Below are 21188 nucleotides of genomic sequence, written 5' to 3' on the forward strand. Positions count from 1 at the left end.
TTACTCCACCCGTAACCCGAAAATAAGAACGGCAGCTTCGCCCGCTTTTAATTCACCCACATTCACCGACACATCACCGCTACCGCCCTCGGCTGGTGCAGCCACATCAGCGCTGCAATCCCCCGAGGGAAGCTGGCAACGTGTGGCAGCAGACAGCATGGTTGTGAACGGCTGGGTGCGATCATTAATAGTGACTTCATACATGCTCTGCGCGCCGGTGTTGGCCGCCGTCAGACGATAAATCACGCATTGCTCGCCAGGTGCTGCCGTGAATCGGGTATACACGAAACAACCATCGGCGGTACAGCTGCCCGGGCCATCGGGGACACCATCACAATCCGCATCCAGCGCCTGCTCCTTGGTCACCGCCACATCGGTATTGCTGGTCGTGGTGGAATCCGTCGCAGTGTCTGTCACCGTCTGCCCGGCACCCTGTGCCGTGACGGTGAGCGTCTTCAGGTTGGTAATGCCATAACCGGCCGTTGCCGGGGCAAAGACCCGGGCAAACACGGACAGGCTCTCGCCCACGGCAAGCACACCATCCGCCCCGGCAGTCTGCAGGGGAGTGCCATCGACAATCAGGGTATCCGCCGTATCCCATTGGCCATTGCCATTACTGTCCTCGTAGAGGGTAATCGACCAGCCATTGTCACTGGCGCTGTCAGGCGTGCCACTGAGCAACACATTGGTCAAATCCACATTACCGGTGTTGGTGAGCTGATGGCTGTAGAGCACGCTGCTGCCCGGCGCCACTTGCCCGGTCTGGTCCGGCTGCAGTGAAAGTGCCGGCCCCGCCACCACGACCACCTGGTCCAGCTTGATATCGCTGGCATTGCTGGTCGGCGACAACGCACGCAGATACAGCGGCAAGATATCGCCCCCGCTGGCCGATTCCGGCACCGTGACCTGGGCACACACCAGCCGCTGGCTACCTGCCGGCACCAGCCCGGTATTGGTAATGGCAACGCCATTGGCACTGCAGTCACCCGATCCACCGTCACGGTAAAAAGCCACAGCCCACCCCGCGGGTAATTGCCCCGGATTGAAATTGCTGTTGCTGGCGTGCAGGTCGTAGCTGTCCTGCCGCGGCCCGGTGTTATTCACGTACAACACAAAGGTGCCACGGCTGCCCGGCGCCACAGACAAGCTTCGCACCGGCGAGGCTTCTGGCCCCGGCCCTTCACCCGGAGCGCTACCGTTAACCGGCTGATCATTGGTGAGGTCCACACTGTTGGTCGCAATGCTGATGAGCGTGTCGGTCACCGCATTGCGCACCTGGGGATCGGTGACTGAACTGGCAACCTTGGTGACCTGGAAGGGCCCACCCAGTGCATTGGGCGGCAGGATGGCCTGCAGGACAACGCGCACGCCGCACACACCATTACCGGCATCGCGGACAAAGCGGGCCGGACACTGGCCACCGTGATCGACCAGCGGAATCGGGCCGGTGTCAGGCACCCCGTTGCCATCGGTATCCACCAACGGAGTAGCACCATCCGCCTTGAGTAACTGGAAGACGGTACCCTGGGGGAAGGGATCGCTTAGTGCCGCCCCGGAACGGTCGTTGGCGGCGTCGATGGTGATATCGAAACGGTCTTCACCATCGCCGGTATTCCAGATCACGTTGTTGAACAGCACGGTGCCACCCTGCCCGGCACTGGCAATCTCGACACGGTTACCGGTATCGCTCACGTCATCGCTACCGGTAATGCTGTCATTCTCACTGTTGTTGGCCACCACCGCTGGCGCCAGCGCCCGGTCGATAACCCGGTAGCTCACCGCATTGGTACTGAACGGAGACGGCGTACCGAAATCCGTATTGCCGGCTTCGTTGGAATAGCGGAAACGGCCGGTATTGCGAACCCGGTCGCCGGCACTCAGGCCCGCATCCAGGGTAACCTCGAAGGTGAGAGTGCCCACACCGCCCGGTGGCAATTGCGTCACGACCGCCCGCACCCGATCCTGACAATCCGGTTCAGCAGCATCTGTATCGTAGGCACAATAGCGGATCAGGTTAGGGGCATTGCCCTGATCACCATCATCGCCATCGTCTGTGAGCGGGGTGTTGCCGGTAAACGTCCAGCGAGCGGAATCCGGCACATAGGTCATGCCTGCTGACACCCCATCCACGGAAACCGTCGGCAACACATCTTCAATGATGATATCCGTGGCCGCCTGGTCCGACGGGTTACGGTAATCCAGGGTGACGGTGATCGGCCCATCCGGGGAGCGGCCTTCCCGCTGGCTCAATGACTTGACCACTTCAATCACCGGACCATCGATGACATCCGCTTCATCCGTATTGATGGCCAGCAGGGTGTTATCCGCATCACTACGCGCCCGAACCTGCAATGACGGCTGCTGGCCCGCCACCGTTCCCGCCGACAATTCAGCTTCCACCACCAGCGAAAATGTTTCGCCGGAAATCATGTCCGGGGTCAGATTATCCCAGCAGCCATCCGCGTCTGTCTGGGTAAACAAGGCACCGCCCGCATCGGGTTGGCCATCGCCGTTGCCGTCGGCGTAAACGGCCCAGGCATCAATGTCACTATCCACATTGGTAATACACAACTGATACTGGTCGCGCCCATTACCGGTATTGGTCAATACATGGGGGAAATACACCAGCCCACCGGGCACTGCTGGCTTGCCCTGATCACTGACCAGTTCAATACCCGGAACGTTCTGCACCAGCGTCTGCACCAGGTTGGAGGTAACCCGCTGTGCTTCCGCCTGCTCCGTACAGCCATCATCAAGACAGGCCCGGTAACTCGCCGACGCCTGGTTTTTGATCACGGTGCCTGCCGCAGGTGTGGCCGCCTGAACACTGGCTCCCAGCATCAGCAACACCATCAGCCCTGTACGTTGCAGTGTCTTCACCCCAACTCCCCCTTTACTTCACTGGCGCCGGCGGCACGAATTCATCGCCGCCACTGCGGGCAAAATCAGCCCGCAGTACCAACGGGCGACTCTGCGCATCCAGCGGCATCAATTCAACACGACGATTGATGACCCGCTGTTCGTTATTCGCGTCAGGCAGAATAGGCAGCTCTTCGCCCAGAGCGACACGCTTGATGCGGCCATTGCTGATGCCCCCATCACGCAGGTACTGCACAACCCGGTCCAAACGACGTGCCGCCAGTTTCTGGTTATAGCTGGCCGCGCCCTTCTCATCGGTGAACGCCTGCACGCTCACCTGCAGGGTCGGATACTGTTTCAGCACCGCCAGATTGCTTTCCAGCCGGCGCGCTTCAGCGTCCGCCAGCTCATTCTGGTCAAACCCAAAATACACCGCCGGCTCCCAGACCTGGGTGCGACTTTCACCGGCCACAAGGCCTGCTCCGCCGCCAGCAGCAATACCGGTGACCGTCACCAGGCCGGTGCTCGTTACCCGAGCCTCCACCGGGCACAGTTCATCATACTGTGCATACAGTGACTCGGTGCTGGCACAGCCGGCCATTGTTGTCATGCCCGCCAGGATCAGCAGAGCGAACCGCGCTTTCATCGTGTTCATCGCGCATCTCCCAGATAACTGCGCTGCCCGGCGGCTTTACTGCCCAGCCAGCTCAGGTCATCTTCATCGAATTTGTATTCCAGTCCAACAAACACGCCTTCCGCGTTATAGCCTTCCGGGTCCAGGTCATCGTCACGGAAACCGGTAAAGTTATAGCCCACACCCATGCGCAGATTACGGCGCACCAGTGCATTGACGGTAAAGCCGTAGCTGTAACGGCGCTCTTTAACGCCTTCCGTGGTAATCGCACCACCATGCAGATCCAGATCAAAACGGCGGGTGATATCCCAGATAATCCGGCCATCCGCCACATAGGCATCCGATTCCACATCCAGATTGCCCAGTTCGGTTTGTTGCCATTTGGCGCCCAGGCGACCAGAGAAAATCCAGTCGTCATGGGCCTGATAGTTATGGTGCGTGGAGAACAGGTGCACAGTGCGGTCGCTGCCACCGCTGCCGCCCCACTCTTCTTTCCATTTGTACATGAACAGCATGTGGTGACGATTATCCCGACGCGGACGGCGGGCCATCCCCAGGGTGACAATGTTGTCGCCTTCCTTGGCTTCAGTATCAAAGTACTGCAGGCGCAGGTCATCACGTACCACCGCAGACCAGTCGGTATTGACTCGCCAGATATTGGCCGCACTCAGACCATAGTACTCGCGATCATCACCAAAACGGGTTTCCACCCGGCCCAGGGTCCGGCGGTTTTCATTGCGCTTGTCTTCTGCTCCCACGGACAAGGCCGTGGCGTCCTGATTGGTCTGTCCGTCCAGTGTCTGAATCCATTCCATGGACGGCGATACGGTGAGCCCCGGTTCAATTTCAATATCCGACTTCACACCATTGGCCGCGGCCACATCACGGCCATCCACGGCACCGCGCAAACGGTACTCGGAATACACATCCGTATTACGGGTGACCGCAGAACGCACACCGGTGGTGAACTGCTGCGTTTCCACGTCATCGTCCAGCGTATTGATGCCATTCAGGCTGTTGATGATCTCGTAACGGCTGTAGAGGCTGGTTTTCTCGGTGAGCTGCATGTCCGCATCGGCCGCGATACGGCGGCGGCTGGTATCGTTGAAAGCCTGTTCGTATTCCGCACCAATCTGGAAGGGCTTGCCCAGCAGATTCAAGCCCCGGTCAGCGCCGAGAATATAGGTGCCGAAATCTTCACTGCCCTGCGCATCCTTCTGCTCGATACCGCGCACCCCGCCGCGCAAGGCGGTGGCACCGATACGTTTTTCCCCGATCACGCCCAGGCTGTTCTGCTCTTCCGTCCCGTCCAGCTGCTTGGAGCGAATGCCTTCCACTTCCACGGAAAAATCCCGGGCCAGCATCTGCTCGTGCCCTAAACGCATTTCTTCACGGGCGGCACTGATACCCGCCGACGGGTTATCAAACCCGGCCTCCGCGCGCGCCCAGCGCAATTCGGTACGCGAACCATCCACCCACAAACGCTCCCCATTAATGCTGTAGGCGCGCCCTTCCGGGTCATTGTTTTCATGGGCCATGGAGCCGGAAGACACATTGATGCGGGTGTTCTCGTCCAGCTTGTATTGCGCGGAAACGCTGGTCAGGTCGAAACCTTCGGTTTCATGGTCATCCTGGGTGCGGCTAACGCCCAGTTGCAGCTGATCGGTCAGGTCGTAGTTCAAGCGCGCGCCGAGAACATTGTATTCCTCGGCATCACCTTCCACGTTATAGCTCACGCGGACGAACACCGGGTTCAGGTTAGCATCCACCGTGGGGACCACATCGTGGAAGCGAATATCACCGGTGAAATAATTCACCGAGTAATCCACGTAGCGGGTCAACGGTGTGGTTTCGATGACCAGGCCCCGGTTGTTGCGGTCACGCACAATGATTTCCACGGTCTCGCTGTCACGGGCCGGATCATTGCTCAAGGTGAACAACAGCGCGGTACCGTTACCCGGCAGCTCTTCGGTCACTTGCTCCATGTCCGGGCGAGCAGCGAACACCTGGAAGCGGGCGCGACCGTTATCGTAGACGCCATTCAACCCGGTCAGGGTGCGCTGGGTACGGCCCAGATCGTAGAAGTCATTCTGCGGGTCGGTGAGATAATCCCCCCACATAATGCTGCTGCGGTCCTTTTCCAGTTTCGCATACAGCTTGCTGCGGCTGCGGGCATCGTAGCCACGCACAGACGCATCGCCAGGGATCGGGTAGTAATCTGCGGGATTCAGATCACGGCGCACTTCGTCTTCGGTGTCCAGATCCTTGTCGGTGTCGTAGGCCAGGGTCAGGTGGGCATCGCCGCGGACCTGACCTTTCATGAACACGGCAGCCCGGCCGTCCACGCCATCTTCAAATTCATCGGCCACATCCGTGGGAGCATTGCCGTTGTCACGCAAGCCACCGGCACGGCTTTGCACCTGTAAAAAACCCGTGGCCAGCAACGGACGCAGAGGCGCAATCTGTTCGATCTGGATGCTGTCACTGAAACGGTCCAGGGTGGCACGCAGGCGCACCGGACCGGTGTATTCCGTGCTGCGCAGGTGAGCCAGGGCCACTCCGTCCACCAGTTTGATTTGATGGCCCGGCGTACCGCTCTGCAAATCCTCTTCCAGCCACTGGCCACGATCGGTTTCCAGTGTCACAAAGTGGCTGCCCAGCGCCGGGTTGCCTTTGGCATCATTGAGACGAACACGCACACCCAGGGTTGAGCGCCCACCGTCCGCCGGCAGCGTATCGGATTCCGTTTCCAGGGTAATGGACTGCGGCGCCGCCGGGCGCACCACGGTTTTTTCTGCCATCACCCGCTCGTTGCCAAACATGTCGCGGGTGCTGACTTTCAAGGTGTTTTCCCCTTCATCCAGGGCGACGCCATACCAGGTGACGACCTGGGCACGCTCACGCTTGTTGACGACCTGCTCACCCAATTGCGCCTTGGCCACTGCCTTGCCATTCACGCTCAGAACCGGATCCACGCCGGCACGCACCACCACCTGAAAACGGCCATCACGGCTCACGCCGCCACGCGGCCACAACCAGGCACCCTGCTCCGCCTGCTCGCGGGTAATGCTGGCAGCCACTTCCTTGGTGTTCTGCATGGTGGCTTCCGGGTTGGCCGGCAACACCGCGGCCGTGTCGGTTTTCTCGCCCTGGGACTGGGAAACTTTTTCCCAGGCATCGGTGAGTCCGTCATCCCCGGTCTGGGTATATACACCGCTGCCCAAATCGCCGCTGCCGTCGGCCTGACGCAAAATCGGATTGATGGTCTGCTGACGCAGGGGATCAAAGCGCGCCGCTTCATCCAGCATCCAGTCACCGTTCATGGAGGCATTGCGGGCTTTAAGCTGTTCCGCCAGCGCTTTCGCGTCATCGCCAGTGGGGCAAATGGCGGCAAAATCCGCACGGTGGTATTCACCGGAACGCAAATCCACAAACCGGCTTTCCGGGTCCGCCGCATGACGGTTGTCGATGGGCTTGAGTTTGACGCCGGCCGGCAAGGTCAACGGATCCACCTTGATGGTATGCAACCCCGGGTTCAGGCCGTAGACACTGTACTGGCCGTTCTCGTCGGTAATCACCCAGGTGCCGTCCTGCAGATACAGCTTCACGCCACCAATGGGCCACTCGCCATCGTTCTGCAGGTTATTACAGTCAGCATCCACATAGACCTTACCGAACAGCATGGCCTTGTCTGACAGCACGCCTTCGTTGCGGATCTCGACTTCGGCTTCGTCCTGGTTGGAACGGTAGGTAAACCCGGAGGCCGTGTTGGCCTGGGCCGTGGCCCGGTTGATGCCATCGCTGTCCACCGCGCCCGCCGACAACCGCAAACCGTAGTGCAATGTCACCGTTTCACCCGCCTGCAACGGCAGCGCCACCACGGAGCCATTGCTACGCTCGCGCTCCAGGCGGAAGGTCAGCTGCGGCCCGGGGCGGCCCGCCGGGTCCGGCATTTCGACACGCTGCCCGCCCACGTCCAGCCAGGCGCTGTCATTGATATAGCGAAAGCCATAGGGCAGCTGATCGATAATTCTGCCGGCGTAAAGCGCATCCGTGTGATTGTTGGTCAGGTTGATGCTGTAGGCCAACACATCACCCACGGCGGCGCTGTCCTTCTCCACATTCTTGTCCAGCACCAGAATCCCGGCAGCGGTATTGGCGCTCGGATCCAGCGGGATGTTCACAAACACATTGGAGGTGCCCAGCAGGAACGCCCCGTTGTTACTACCCGCCACCCGCGCGGCTTTGCGCCCCACCGGCGCCTGGTAACCTTCCAGGCCGTAGGAGCTGTCATTCACATCCGAATAGAAACTGCCCGCTGCAGCAGCCGACACCTCTGACGGAAAGGTGTAACCCGGCGGCGGCAGCACATCCAGGTAATAGCAGTGACCCGGGGTGGCAAAGGGGTACTGGTAATCGCCCAGCACCGAGGTGTTATCCACGTTGACCGTGTTGGTGTTTTCGCCGTCCAGGCTTTCGCCGGTGTAAGGATCTGTGCCGACTTCATAATCGCTTTGCGCCAGGTCCGCACAGCTGCCCGCGCCACTGGCCGATAAGGTTTGCCGGGACTGGTACAGGATCACCTGCGCACCGCCCACCGGGTTACCGTTGCTGGAATCAAAGACCGTGCCGGCCGGATCTACCGCCGCCACATCAGACACCACTTCGTAACGTTCCACATTGCCAGTGGGGCCATAAATCGGCATCTGAAAACGGGCGGTCAGGGTATCGCGGGCCTCACTGCGCAGCGCACAGGCTTCATCCAGCGCCTGGCTTGTCGTGGTATTACTATCGAATTCCTGCGCCTGGGAGGTATTCGCAGTGGAGGGGCACTGGCGGCCATAACCGTTTTCATCCGCGCTGAGTACAAACGGGCGAATGCTGCGGAAGACACCAGAATCCGGCGTCGTCTCACGCATGACTACGCGCAAGGTGTCACCGGTCAGGGCCGACTCCACCGTCACGATGATCAGGCGCTCACCGGAGGGAGTACGCTCCAGGAACTCCCGCTGAGTCGGGGACACGTTAAGCTGTGAGGCGTTCAGGCGCAGGTAGACGCCATCGGTGAGCACTTGATTGTTTTCAGCCGGCAACAGTGCATACATATCGGCCAGCTGAAAATCGCTGTCTTCGCCGTGCCGCGGCGCTTGCCCGGAACGGGACACCTGCGGCGTGGGGCGCTCAAACACCAGAGTCGGACGAACCGAGCCCGCCAGGGTGTTGCACACGGTATTACTGGAAAAATCGTCCGTGCCATCGCCATCGGTATCAACAACCGCCTGGTTGTAAATCCGCGTATTGCTGGTCAACCCGGTGCCAACCTGCACACCGAACGTAAAGCCGCCGGACTCATTGGACTCCATGGCCGACGCGGGAACCAAAACGCCAAAGCGATCCACGGGTGTAGACGGTGACCACTGATCAAAGCGGATCCATTCATCATCCGCATCGCCGGAACGGTGCACCACCGCGACAGATTGAATTGGAGAGATACCGGCAGCACTGCCCGGGCGTAACTGCACGTTCGCCGGCAAGGCATCTTCCAGCATAACGCCCTGCTCCACCTGACCACTGATCAGGAAACGTCGTTCTGCCGGGGCATTGCTGCCGGTATTGGTATAGCTGATGCTGTAGTCCAGCGATTGCCCTTCCTGGGCAGGGTTATCACAGCTCTGGCTGCTCGACTTGGTCAGATTCAGGAAGGCACCGGAGGCCACCGTGACACTGTCTTGCCGGGAGTCGGACACATCAACATCCGTTTGTGACTCGGCCAGTACCGACGCTCTCAGCACATCATTCTGACCTTGCCCGGACGCCACCGTGCCAGCCACCACGAGGGAAAGTGACGCGCCGGCAGGCAAGCTCACCGGCGCCGTAATTTCCGGTTCACCGGCATCGACCACACCATTGCCGTTCACATCTTCATACAGACGCAAGTTCAGCAGATCACCATCGTCGCCGGCACTGTTCACCGCCGTCAGGCTGTAGTCATCGTCCACATTGCCGGTATTGGTCAGAACATGGGGCAGGTTAACGCGCTGACCGGCGGCCACCGTCAACGCATTGCTGTTACCCAGCAGCACATCACGGTATGGCGCCACAACAAGCTGGGACACATTGGAGTTCTGCGTTACCACCTGCCCGGTGAGCGGGTTCAGGTAGCGGACCTGGGCCTGGTTACGCAGAACGGTGCCGGCCGAGGTAGCAGCCGCAATGGCGCCGCTGGCAATCGCCAGCAGCGTCATCACGCTGATTGTCCAAACCCCGATCCGATTCAATTCACGATGTCCTGTCGTTCCCACGCGGTGCTTGAGCACCTTTTTTTGACCGCCCCGGCGGCCATGTTTTTAAGAGCTTTCTCAGACGTTGCGCACAGCGCCTGAGAAAGCTCTCCCCCTTCCCCCGCACAGGGAGAAGAGGAAGAGCCCGGGAGGGGCTTGCTTAGTTCACTTGCACACAGAACTGTGCATTGGCGTTATCACCCGCTGGCAAATCACCCACGAGCCACTCCACAACAGGCGCGGTGCCGGAGTTGGCCACCGAGTTGTTGTCCGAGGCACGCACAGAATCTTTGGCGGCCAGGAAAGAGGTGTACGGGGTGGTTTCATCGGTGATGGTCACGTTCTTCGCCGTAGCCGCACCTTCGTTGGTTGCCGTCAGGCTCCAGATCACACACTGACCAGGCTCCACTTCCGTGGTCTGGGTAGCAGCGAACGGGCTATCGGGCGTCCAGGTCGGGGAGGCATCGTTACAGCTACAATCCGCATCCACACCGGCCGTCTTGTTCAGACGTACCTGGCCGAGAATCACTTCAGTCAGGTCGGTGGCGGTGGCAGACGCATCGGCACCAGCAGTGTTGTCTTCATTGATGGCAGACAGGGTCAGGGTGTCCTGGGTGCCCTGCGGCGCATTGGCCGGCGCGAACACAGTGACCTGCAGCTCCACTTTCTCACCCGCTTCCAGCGTCAGCTCCGGCGCGTTATCACCGTCTGCATCCGCCACACCGATTTGCACCGGGTTGCCCGCCTGATCACGCACCCACAGTTGGCCAGCAGTGGCCAGAGCGGCGATCTGGCTCAGCTCACGGTAAGCATCGGGGGTACCGTCGTTGTTGGTGTCCACATACAGCTGGGTGGTGTTGGTCCAGTCCGGCGCATTGGAATTTGCAGCACTCAACTCAACGGTTTCGGTGGAGTTACCGTCGTTGGAAAGCACGTGCGGGTAGTCCACATTACCGCCTGGCTGTACCTGGTTGGCACCGTCAGGAGTGATGCTGATATCACGGTTGGCAACAACGTCTACTGCATCCAGTTTGGAGTCGTTGATGTTGCTGTCAGAGGCGGAGGTCACGGTGAAGGTCACCGGATAATCACCGTCGCTGTCGTTGGTATTAACCGCATCACCGCCGGTGTAGTCCGCTTCGGCCTGAGCCACGTTGGAAGACACTTTTACTTCTGCGGTGTAGTGGTAAACCGCGCTGGCAGGCAGGTTCGGGGTGGCCGTTACCACGGAGCCGGCATCGGCGGTGTTATCCAGGGTGCCATTGCCGTCGTTGTCGATACCCACTTCCTTGAATACCACCGTCCAGCCGGAAGGCAGTGTGGAACCCAACGTATAGGACTGCGGGTTACCGGATTCATTGGCGACAAACAGGCTGAAGCTGGTGGTTGCACCGGCCGCAGCTGAATTAGTGGTGGTGGGTGTACCGGTGTTGGCATCCGCATCCACTGCACTGTCACCCAAGCCGGTTGCCGTTGCGCTGTTGGCAAGATCCACAGCGGCCGCATTAATGGTCGCGAGCACACCCTGGGTGTCATCACTTTGGTTATTGTCGCCAGCAGACGTGGCAGTGAGCGTATAGGCATAGGGGCCTGCACCACTGGCCGACGCCGGCAGATCCGCTTTCACGGTAATATTCAGCGCATTCGCTGCACCTGGCGCCAGGGAACCGGTATCCGGGTTGCCATCGCCATTGGTATCGGTGATTTGCACTGTGCCAGCCGCATTCCAGAAGCTGTAGGTGGTGCCCGCGGGGAAAGTGCTGCCCGCAGTATCCACGCTCAGTTCAAACACATCGTCGCCGTTACCGTTGTTGGTGATGGTGTGCTTGAAGTCCACCACGGCACCGCTGGCGGCGCTGGCAACATTGAACACGTCATCATTGGTGGTATCGGGCGCGATTTCGGTATCGTCCGCATCCACGGCATAGGTCTGACCGATAACGGTCGTTACCGTGTTGGAAGTCACCGGGGTATCCGGCGTGTTATCACCATCCAGGTCGCCCTGGGCGGCAAAGGTGTTCTTGATCTCGGTACCTGCAGCAGCAGCCGGATCAAAGCTGACGGTATACACCACAGACACGGTAGTGTTCACGCCCAGGCTGGCATCGGTCAGCTGAATACCGGGGATACCGGTTTCACCGCTGGTGCCATCGCCGTCCAGGTCCACACCCGCAGGCTCATCAATAGAGGCCAGAGCTGCCGGCGTGTACATGGTGGTCGCATCCGCCGGGATATTCTGGTCCGTACCGGTATTGTCTTCGTAGGTGTCACCATTGGAGGCCAGCAGACCATTCACCGTGGTGATATCCACGAAGGTGGCATTGGCCGGCACCGCATCGTAGATGTCTACCGCGGTTGCCGCACGGCCACCGTTGTTTTTCACCGTCAGGGTGTAGGTAATGGTGTTGGCAGTCAGATCAACGGACGCCGCCTTGGTGGTTACCAGCACAGCATCGGTGGTCACTGTCACCTGGTCGCTGTTGGTATCGTTACCGTCTGCGCCGTTAACACCGTCAGAATCATAGGTGCCAGCATCGCCGTTGGTGCCGATATCCTGTACCAGGCCTCCGTCATTGGCGTCGAAGCTGCCATCGCCCCGGGTCGAACGCACCAGCAAGGTGCCATCGATGGTGGCGCCCGCTGCAGTTCCGGATGGAACCGGTACGGCCAGGATCAGCTCGACCTGGTCACCAGCATCAACGCTCACAGACGTGGCGGCGCTTTCACCGGCATCAGGCTGACCATTGCCGTTGGCGTCGATAAACACCTGATAGCTGCCCGCTGCACCGGCACCATTCAGTCCGTCCAGGGTGAAGGTATCGGTGGCATTACCGGTGTTTTTCAGAGTGTGGCTGAAGTAAACGGTTTCACCCGGCGCACCGGATTTGTTGCCGTCATTTTCCAGCGTACCCGCATAGACTTCTGCAACGGTCACTACCGCTTCATTGGACTGTGCGGAGTAGCTGTTGCCGTTGGCATCTTCATAGGTAACGGTTGCCTTGTTCTTGATGTCCGTCCCTGCGTCAGTCAGCGCCCACGCTTGCCCTGCGGCAAACAATAGACCCCCAGACACAAGGGATGCGGCCATTTTCGAAGACAACACGCCCTTATTGAAGGCATGTTTCATGGCTTCATTCCTTTAATGGATTGTGTTTTGGATTACCCTCGGTTTCGAAAGCCTTGCGAGAGCGGCCCCTCGTTATTCACAAGCGGTCCGCCCCTCCCCATGCGGCCGATCGCTGACGATCAAGCCGCTCGCACAAGACTTCCCGGGACCTTTCGATCCCGCGTCTGCTTCTCCCGGAGCTACTGCACCCGCACCCGGTAGCGATATTCCTGCACCTGGTCAGGTTGCAGGCTGCCTTTCGGCTGCCAACGCACCTGGGTGTAGTCGCTGGGAGAAACCTCGACGTTCTTGGACTGGCCATTTTCGCCAGTAACGGTTTTGGTGACCGGCTCAGCCTGGAAGCTGTCGCCGTTATCAATGCTGACGGTGAAATCGGCGCTCACCTGGGTGGCAGCACTGTCTTTTAGATAAACGGTATTGGCCGGAACCGGTCCGGTAATAACCAGACCGGAAAGCGGCTGGTCCCCGTTATTGGTGTAAGTCAGGCGGTATTCGACAATATCCCCGGGACTGGCCTGTTCGGCTTCCTCCACCACTTCCTTGCCGTCTTGACTGGTCACCAGATAGGAATCCATCTGACTGGATAACGGAGCATCCGCCCAGACAGCAGCGGACATCAAGAGCATCAAAGTCGAAAAGAACAGTTTCATGAGCAACATTCCCGGTATAAATCAGGGGGCCACCCTGACCTTCACTCAATACATCGCACCGTGCGACATACCCCTGTATAAAAATATTTTTTGTGACGAAAGTCCCATAACGGAACCCTGTTACTGTAATTCTTTGTGACAGCCTGCGCATTTTGCACAAAAAATGTCGCTTTTGGGTGAAGGGAATGTAAAAAGACTGCAAAGAAAAAATGGCACTATAGAGCCATAAAGTCTCCGCAAGGCCCGCAGTCAAAGGCTTACAGACTTGTAAGCAAAAGCTTACAACCAATAAAAAACCCGCCAGCGGCGGGTTTTCTACGACAAACGGTATGAGCCTCTATTCAGGGTCTGCCGCTTGCCCCTTTCAAATACCGGAAGAAATCACTGTCCGGCTCCAGTATCAGCACATCCTCGGGCTGATCGAAGCTTTCCTTGTAGGCTCGCAGGCTACGGTAGAAACGGAAGAATTCCTGATCCTGATTGTAGGCCTGTGCGTAAATCGCGGCAGCCTGGGCATCCCCTTCACCGCGGGCACTCTGGGCCTTGCGGTATGACTGCGCCAATGTCTCAGTGCGTTGACGGTCTGCGGCGGCACGGATTTTTTCCGCTTCCTCGCGACCCTGAGAACGATGCGCAGCGGCATCACGCTGGCGCTCGGCCCGCATGCGGTCGAATACCCGGCCTCGCACCTGTTCCGGCCAGTCCACCTGCTTCACCCGGATATCCACCACTTCGATACCCAAATCCTCCAGGGTGGACTTGTTCACCTCTGCACGCACCTGGTCCATCAGCGCTTCACGCTGATCATTGGCCAAATTGCTCGCTGGCGATTCATCGCTCTCCGTCTTGTTCGCTTCCGCGTCGCGCAATACCGACTCGTCCAGCTGGTCGACGGGCACTTCCACGGTTTCACCGGTGGTCGGGTCGCGCAGGATAGCGGTATCACCTTCCACTTTTTCCACGTCACTTTCACCAGCCACCACCTGGAACACGGTGCGCGAAGCGAACTCGTTACGCAGACCCTCGTTCACACGGGGATCCAGCAGCTCACGGGCACGACGCTCCATCACCTGGGGGTTGGAGGACCCGCCGCCGACGCTAACGATATAACGCTGCACGTTGCTGATACGCCAGATCACAAAGGCATCCACGTTCAGCAGCTTTTTCTCAGCGGTCAGGAACGACTGGGTACGCACGTCATAAACCAGCGCACGCCCGTCTACCTTCACCACCTCTTCCACCATCGGCCATTTGAAGTAAAGGCCAGGCTCAATGTCGGTCTTGTCGATCCGGCTAAACTGTTTCAGCACTGCCTTTTCTGTCTGGTTAACAATGAAAAAGGAATCCATCGCCAAAAGGACCAGTACCCCCAGAGCCAGTAGCGCCATCCATCCACGATTATTCATTAGCGCAGCTCCTGGTTGCGGTTGTTGTACAGGCTGCGGCCGGTATTGCGGCCACTGCCACCATCATCCGCGCCGGCACTTGAGGTCGAACCGGAAGACGTCGCGTTCTGGCTCTGTGCCTTGGCCTTGCCGTCCTGGTTCTTCATCAACTTGTCCAGCGGCAGGTAAATCAGGCTATCGCCCTTGTTCACGTCCACCAGCACTTTACTGGTGTTGCTGAACACCTGGGTCATGGTTTCCAGGTAGAGCCGCTCGCGGGTCACGTCCGGCGCCTTGCGGTACTCGGTGAGCAGATCAGTAAAGCGGTTGGCATCACCCTTGGCCTCATCAATCACCTGCTGTTTGTAGGCAAAGGCTTCTTCCTCAATACGCTGGGCTTCACCACGGGCCTGGGGAATCACTGAATTGCTGTACGCTTCGGCTTCCTTCTTGAAGCGGTCTTCGTCTTCCTTCGCCTTGGACACATCATCAAAAGCATCACGGACCGCATCCGGTGCTTCGGTTTTATCCAGTACCACCTGACGCAATACCAGCCCGGTATCGTAGCGGGTCAGGTAATCATCCAGGCGTTCACGCACCTGAACCCGGATCGCCTCACGGTTATCCTTGAGCACATCATCCATGGAAGATGACCCCACCACATGGCGCAAGGCCGAGCTGGTGGCGTGTTCCAGAATTTCTTCCGGTTGCGCAACTTTCAACAGGAACGGGCGCGGATCGAGCACCTGGTATTGCACCTGCAAGGTCACGCTGACGATGTTGGTGTCCTTGGTGAGCATTTCCTCGGTGATTTCGTAGCGGCGGTTCTGCCCCACGTCCACCTTCTCGTATTGCTCCAGAATGGGTGCCCGCCAGTTCAGGCCCGGCTCCACGATGCGATCGAACTTACCGAACCGCAGCACCACGGCGCGTTCGCGCTGATCCACCTGGAAAAAACCCATCAGGCCATAGCCGATAGCCACAATCACCAGCGCGATGACCAGCACCGGCCAGGGAGACCCGCCGCCACTGCTGCTTCCGCCACCGCCGGACTTGCCGCCTTTGCTGCCGAAAACATTGTTGATCTTGTCTTTCAGGTTTTTCAGGGCTTCATCCAGGTCCGGCGGCCCCTGGTCGCCACCACCACCCCAAGGGTCCTTCGGCTTGTTGCCGCCGGGTTCATTCCACGCCATGTAGATCTCCAGTCCGCCAAAGCCAATGGGCTCCGGCCTAATGATGACTCGCGTTTGACGAGCGTTCTGAATTGTAGGAAGGGGTGTCGTCACCTGCAACCGCAGGGGCCGGAATTACCAGCTCTTCCTCTTTTAATCCCTGTTCACGGAGCAGTCGTTCGAAGTGCACCCGATTCACATTGATACGCAGTAACATGCTGCCGTCGGTAGCGGTCTGCTCTTCCAGCACCTCACCGGCCTCGTGCAAGCGCGCGCGCAGGCGCCCTGCTGAAGCCGGCAACCGTACCCAGCAATCCACCCAGCCCGCCGCCAGCCGCTCTGCGATGGCCTCAAACAGCAGGTCGAAACCGTCACCGGTCTGTGCGGAAATCCATACCCGCCAGGGCTGCCCGTGCTCGTCGCGCTCAATCCGTGGAGGCTGGTCCAGGTTATCGACCTTGTTGTAGACATGCAGCACCGGCAGCTTGTCGCCGCCAATCTCTTCCAGCACTTCGTCAACCGCGGCCACATTGCTGTCCCGCTCTTCCGCGCTGCAATCGGTCACATGCAGCAGCAGGGTGGCGTTGACGGTTTCTTCCAGGGTCGCCCGAAATGCCTGCACCAACCGGTGCGGCAGGTGGCGAATAAAGCCCACGGTGTCCGCCAGAATGGCGGGGCCGACGCCCGGCACCTTCACCTTGCGCAGGGTCGGGTCCAGCGTGGCGAACAACTGGTCCGCCACATAGACATCCCCGGTGGTGATGGCATTGAACAGGGTGGATTTCCCCGCATTGGTATAGCCCACCAGGGAAATCAGCGGGGTCTCCGAGCGCTGTCGTGCACGACGCCCTTGAGCACGCTGCTTACGGACCTTGTCCAGGCGCGATTCAATACCGCGAATACGGTCACGCAATAAACGGCGGTCCGTTTCCAGCTGGGTCTCACCCGGGCCACGCAGGCCGATGCCGCCTTTTTGTCGCTCCAGGTGAGTCCAGCCCCGCACCAGGCGGGAGGACAGGTGGCGCAACTGCGCCAGCTCAACCTGCAAGCGCCCCTCGTGGGTACGCGCCCGCTGGGCGAAAATATCGAGAATCAACCCGGTGCGATCCAGCACCCGGCATTTCACCACACGTTCCAGGTTACGTTCCTGGCCCGGGCTGAGTGCATGATTGAACAGCACCACGTCAGCCTTGTACTCACTCACCATGGCGGCCAACTCATCGGTTTTGCCGGTGCCGATGAACAGGGCCGGGTCCGGGCGGTCGCGCTTGCCGGTTAACTCGACCACCGGCTGCACACCGCTGGAGGTGACCAGGTGATGAAATTCGTCCAGATCTTCACGCCCCATGGCATCGGGCAGCTCCAGATGAACCAGAATCGCCCGCTCACCAGCTTCGGTACGTGTTTGCTCTGTACGATCAAATAATTCCATAGGATCCGGATATGGGGACAGGTGGCCCTAGTTTAAACCAGGATGACGGTGGAAAGGCAGGAAATACGCACAGGTCACAACGCACAGAGCCACCCGAAGGTGGCTCTGTGTAACTCAGGCACGGCAAACAGCGTTACTGATTGCCATATCCTTCGTCGGCAGCCGGAGCAGCCGTTGCCCCTGCGGCCATGGCCGGGTTACCGGTTGCGCGCGGGTTACGGGCCGGCACCACGGTAGAAATCGCGTGCTTGTACACCATCTGGCTGACTGCATTTTTCAGCAGCACGACATATTGGTCAAAAGACTCAATTTGCCCCTGCAGCTTTATTCCGTTCACCAGAAAAATAGATACCGGAATACGCTCCTTACGCAGCGCGTTCAGGAAAGGGTCTTGTAGCGAGTGCCCCTTTGACATGGCAGATCTCCTTGAAATAACAGTAAAAAGTAGCGCCCAACACTTCGGGCAATCAGCGCGTTAAAGCAGCGAAACCGTCCCAAACGGCCACCACCTTCGCCCGGTGCGCCACCGGGCAAATTTTTGTCAACAACCCAGGCAAAAGGTTCCGGGTCCCGACCCATCCATGGCCGCGACACCATTCCCAAGCAACGTCGCCGACCTATGCAGTCATTGCATTATAAACCAAAACGCATGCTTTCTGGGCTAACTAAACACAGATTTACAGTTCTTCGCAAGCAGCTCAAACAGCGCCTTTCGCTGTGACAGATCATTACTGTCGAACCACTGCAGATCCGGCCATTTTCGCAACCAGGTGAACTGGCGTTTGGCCAGCTGGCGGGTGGCGATAATGCCCCGCTCCACCATGGTGTCGTAGTCATACTGGCCGTCCAGATATTCCCACACCTGGCGGTAGCCCACCGCCCTGATGCCCGGTAACGCCGGATGCAGCTGTGTTTGCTGCCGCAGCCCTTCCACTTCGGCCAGCAAACCGGCGTCGAGCATGGCCCGAAAACGCAGGGCAATCTGCTCGTGCAGCCAGCCCCGGTCCCGGGGCGCCAGCGCCAGGCTAAGCACGGGATACGGCAACCCACTGAACTGACTCAAACCATCCCGGTTCTTTATGACAGTTGTATGATGCTCCGCGTGGAATGCGGACAACGGCCGACCGGTGAGGCGAAACACTTCCAGCGCTCGCTGTAACCGCTGCCGGTCCGTGGGCTTGAGCCGCGCCGCTGTCACCGGGTCCACCTCGGCCAGCGCCTGATGCACCGCCGGCCAGCCTTGCGCATCGGCCAGGGCCGCAATCTCCGCCCGCACCTGCGGGTCCGCTTCCGGCAACGGCGCCAGCCCCTCCACCAGGGCCTTGAAATACAGCACCGTGCCGCCCACCAGCAACGGCAACTTGCCGTTGGCGTGGATCTCTTCGATATGACTGAGCGCATCGGCGCGAAAATCCGCAGCGGAATAGGGCTCGGTCAGATCACGAAAGCCCAGCAACCGGTGTGGCGCCAATGCCAGCTCTTCTTCAGTGGGGCGGGCAGCACCAATATTCAAGCCCTGATAGACCAGCGCCGAGTCCACATTGATGATTTCGATGGGCAGGGACTGCACCGCCTCGATAGCCAGCGCCGTCTTGCCGGAACAGGTAGGGCCCATAAGAAGAAAAACAGGCTTGATGCCGGATGCCGGACGCCGGACTGAGCCGGTTTCACGTTGGGCGTCCGGCGTCTGGCGTCCGGCGTTCATCATTGCCCCCGCATAAACAGTCGATCCAGATCCTTGATGCTCATCTGGGTCCAGGTGGGGCGGCCGTGGTTGCACTGGCCGGAACGCTCGGTGGCTTCCATATCGCGCAACAGGGCATTCATTTCCGGGATCGTCAGGCGCCGATTGGCACGCACACTGCCGTGGCAGGCCATGGTGGACAACAGCTCATCCAGTTTCTGGGCAATGCGCTCACTGCTGCCTTGCGCCAGCAAATCCGACAACACATCGCGGACCATGGATTCGCTGTCACCGTTACGCAGCAAGGCGGGCACTTCGCGCACCACCAGGGTTTCCGGCCCGGCTCGCTCGACACCGAACCCCAGCCGGGAAAACACCTCCGGCTGCTGCTCGGCGAAATCCGCTTCCCGGGAGGACACGGCCAGCGACACTGGCACCAACAACGGCTGGCTGCGCACCTTGTCGTCCGCCCAGCTCTGCTTGAGCCGCTCATAGGTAATCCGTTCGTGGGCGGCATGCATATCCACCACCACCATGCCTTGCTGGTTTTCCGCCAGAATAAAGATGCCGTGCAGTTGCGCCACCGCGTAGCCCAGCGGCGGTACGGTTTCGTCTTCGCTGGCCGGCGGCATCATCGACGGCGCCGACTCGCTGACCTGCTGCCCCACCAGGGCTCCGTAGGCATCCGCCTGACGGGCGCCCTGGCCATAAAACGCGCTGCCACCCGTGGGCGGATAGGCCTGCCCGGCCGGGCGAGACAGGGAAGACATACCCGCTCCCGCCGGCGAAGTCAGCGACATATTGCCCTGACTGGGCGCCATGGCCGTATCCATGCCGGCGGCTGTCGCACCTTCATCGACCACGGAACCGGCCAGCTCCTGCCCCGGGCGTACCCCGGCAATGGCGCGATGCAATGAGCTATACAGAAAACCATGCACCATGCGCTGTTCGCGGAAACGCACTTCGTGCTTGGTGGGGTGAACGTTCACATCCACCATGGCCGGGTCCAGCTCCAGAAACAGTACATAGGCCGGGTGGCGGCCGTGGTAGAGCACATCCGCATACGCCTGGCGCACCGCATGGCTGACCACCTTGTCGCGAATCACCCGGCCATTCACATAAAAATATTGCAGGTCCGCCTGGGAACGGGAAAACGTGGGCAGGCCCATCCAGCCGTGCAGACGCAAGCCATCGCGCTCCACGTCCACGGCTACCGCCTGCTCCATAAAGCCCTTGCCACACAGCTTGGCCACCCGAGCCGCCCGCAGAGTGTCATCCAGCCCGGCGGGCAGCTGATGAATCACTTTCTGGTTATGGGTAAGACGAAACGCGGTATTGAATTCACTCAGGGCGATGCGCCGAAACACTTCTTCGAGATGATTAAATTCGGTTTTTTCGGTGCGCAGGAACCGGCGTCGGGCCGGGGTATTAAAAAACAGGTCGCGCATGGTCACGGTGGTGCCACGGGGATGACCGGCCGGAGCCACGGTGGGCGCCATATCGCGCCCTTCCACGGTCACTTGCCAGCCTTCCGCTTCGCCTTCCACGTTACTGGCCAGGCTCAATCGTGAGACGGAGCTGATCGCCGCCAGGGCTTCACCACGAAAGCCCAGAGTACCGATGGCCTCCAGATCATCCAGCCCACGAATTTTGCTGGTGGCGTGCCGGGACAGGGCCAGCGGCAGGTCATCGCGTTCGATGCCGTTACCGTTATCGCGCACCCGCACCAGCTTCACCCCCCCCTGCTCCACATCCACGCTGATGGATTCCGAGCCGGCATCCAGCGCATTTTCCAGCAATTCCTTGAGCACAGACGCAGGACGCTCAACCACTTCACCGGCGGCAATCTGGTTAGCAAGGCGGGAATCAAGCAGCTGAATCTTGGACAAAACAAATCCTTTAGGAAGTTATCTGACCCCGCCACACCGGGCACCCGGCACGCCTGGAATTCAGCGTGCCGGCAT

Annotated in this window: 11 protein-coding genes; all 11 read right to left on the reverse strand. The window is 59.6% G+C overall.

The window, feature by feature from the left end:
- The 11 genes from ADG881_RS07305 to mutL all read right to left on the reverse strand — a co-directional run bounded on the left by ADG881_RS07305 (position 1) and on the right by mutL (position 21113).
- Positions 1-2880, reverse strand: a complete 2880-nt coding sequence (locus ADG881_RS07305; protein WP_007149137.1) for a DUF11 domain-containing protein — start codon at positions 2878-2880, stop codon at positions 1-3.
- Between the two features lie 13 nt (positions 2881-2893).
- Positions 2894-3514 carry an OmpA family protein gene (locus tag ADG881_RS07310; protein ID WP_230457701.1) on the reverse strand — a complete coding sequence of 207 codons (621 nt, stop codon included), beginning with the start codon at positions 3512-3514 and terminating at the stop codon, positions 2894-2896.
- A complete protein-coding gene (locus ADG881_RS07315) occupies positions 3511-9738 on the reverse strand; it encodes a hypothetical protein (protein WP_007149420.1) in 6228 nt (2075 codons plus the stop codon). Before ADG881_RS07315 ends, ADG881_RS07310 begins: the two co-directional genes overlap by 4 nt.
- 196 nt (positions 9739-9934) lie before the next feature.
- Positions 9935-12901 (reverse strand): DUF11 domain-containing protein, encoded by a 2967-nt coding sequence (locus ADG881_RS07320; protein WP_007150099.1) that lies wholly within the window; start codon positions 12899-12901, stop codon positions 9935-9937.
- Between the two features lie 179 nt (positions 12902-13080).
- Positions 13081-13551, reverse strand: coding sequence for a DUF11 domain-containing protein (locus ADG881_RS07325; RefSeq protein WP_232211701.1), 471 nt, complete (start codon positions 13549-13551; stop codon positions 13081-13083).
- Positions 13552-13892: 341 nt separating this feature from the next.
- Positions 13893-14957: a protease modulator HflC gene (gene hflC, locus ADG881_RS07330; protein ID WP_039926407.1), complete on the reverse strand. Its 1065-nt coding sequence runs from the start codon at positions 14955-14957 to the stop codon at positions 13893-13895.
- The gene (gene hflK / locus ADG881_RS07335; protein ID WP_007150679.1) at positions 14957-16129 is read right to left on the reverse strand and encodes an FtsH protease activity modulator HflK; all 1173 of its coding nucleotides are present in this window, start codon (positions 16127-16129) and stop codon (positions 14957-14959) included. The genes hflC and hflK overlap by 1 nt, the downstream gene beginning before the upstream one ends.
- A gap of 37 nt (positions 16130-16166) precedes the next feature.
- The gene (gene hflX, locus ADG881_RS07340) at positions 16167-17540 is read right to left on the reverse strand and encodes a ribosome rescue GTPase HflX (protein ID WP_007149377.1); all 1374 of its coding nucleotides are present in this window, start codon (positions 17538-17540) and stop codon (positions 16167-16169) included.
- Positions 17541-17673: 133 nt separating this feature from the next.
- The gene (gene hfq, locus ADG881_RS07345; RefSeq protein ID WP_007149110.1) at positions 17674-17955 is read right to left on the reverse strand and encodes an RNA chaperone Hfq; all 282 of its coding nucleotides are present in this window, start codon (positions 17953-17955) and stop codon (positions 17674-17676) included.
- A gap of 246 nt (positions 17956-18201) precedes the next feature.
- Positions 18202-19248, reverse strand: a complete 1047-nt coding sequence (gene miaA / locus ADG881_RS07350) for a tRNA (adenosine(37)-N6)-dimethylallyltransferase MiaA (RefSeq protein WP_007151370.1) — start codon at positions 19246-19248, stop codon at positions 18202-18204.
- Positions 19245-21113, reverse strand: coding sequence for a DNA mismatch repair endonuclease MutL (gene mutL / locus ADG881_RS07355; protein ID WP_007149053.1), 1869 nt, complete (start codon positions 21111-21113; stop codon positions 19245-19247). The genes miaA and mutL overlap by 4 nt, the downstream gene beginning before the upstream one ends.
- Between the last annotated feature and the right edge of the window lie 75 nt (positions 21114-21188).

Origin of the sequence: Alcanivorax sp. DG881, from assembly GCF_000155615.1 — a bacterium.
GTDB lineage: Bacteria > Pseudomonadota > Gammaproteobacteria > Pseudomonadales > Alcanivoracaceae > Alcanivorax.

Bases quoted from the DNA above. Each gene is read 5' to 3' on its own strand.
- ADG881_RS07310 (WP_230457701.1), bottom strand. From the start codon at position 3,514: ATGAACACGATGAAAGCGCGGTTCGCTCTGCTGATCCTGGCGGGCATG.
- ADG881_RS07315 (WP_007149420.1), bottom strand. From the start codon at position 9,738: ATGACGCTGCTGGCGATTGCCAGCGGCGCCATTGCGGCTGCTACCTCG.
- ADG881_RS07320 (WP_007150099.1), bottom strand. From the start codon at position 12,901: ATGAAACATGCCTTCAATAAGGGCGTGTTGTCTTCGAAAATGGCCGCA.
- ADG881_RS07325 (WP_232211701.1), bottom strand. From the start codon at position 13,551: ATGAAACTGTTCTTTTCGACTTTGATGCTCTTGATGTCCGCTGCTGTC.
- hflC (WP_039926407.1), bottom strand. From the start codon at position 14,957: ATGAATAATCGTGGATGGATGGCGCTACTGGCTCTGGGGGTACTGGTC.
- hflK (WP_007150679.1), bottom strand. From the start codon at position 16,129: ATGGCGTGGAATGAACCCGGCGGCAACAAGCCGAAGGACCCTTGGGGT.
- hflX (WP_007149377.1), bottom strand. From the start codon at position 17,540: ATGGAATTATTTGATCGTACAGAGCAAACACGTACCGAAGCTGGTGAG.
- hfq (WP_007149110.1), bottom strand. From the start codon at position 17,955: ATGTCAAAGGGGCACTCGCTACAAGACCCTTTCCTGAACGCGCTGCGT.
- miaA (WP_007151370.1), bottom strand. From the start codon at position 19,248: ATGATGAACGCCGGACGCCAGACGCCGGACGCCCAACGTGAAACCGGC.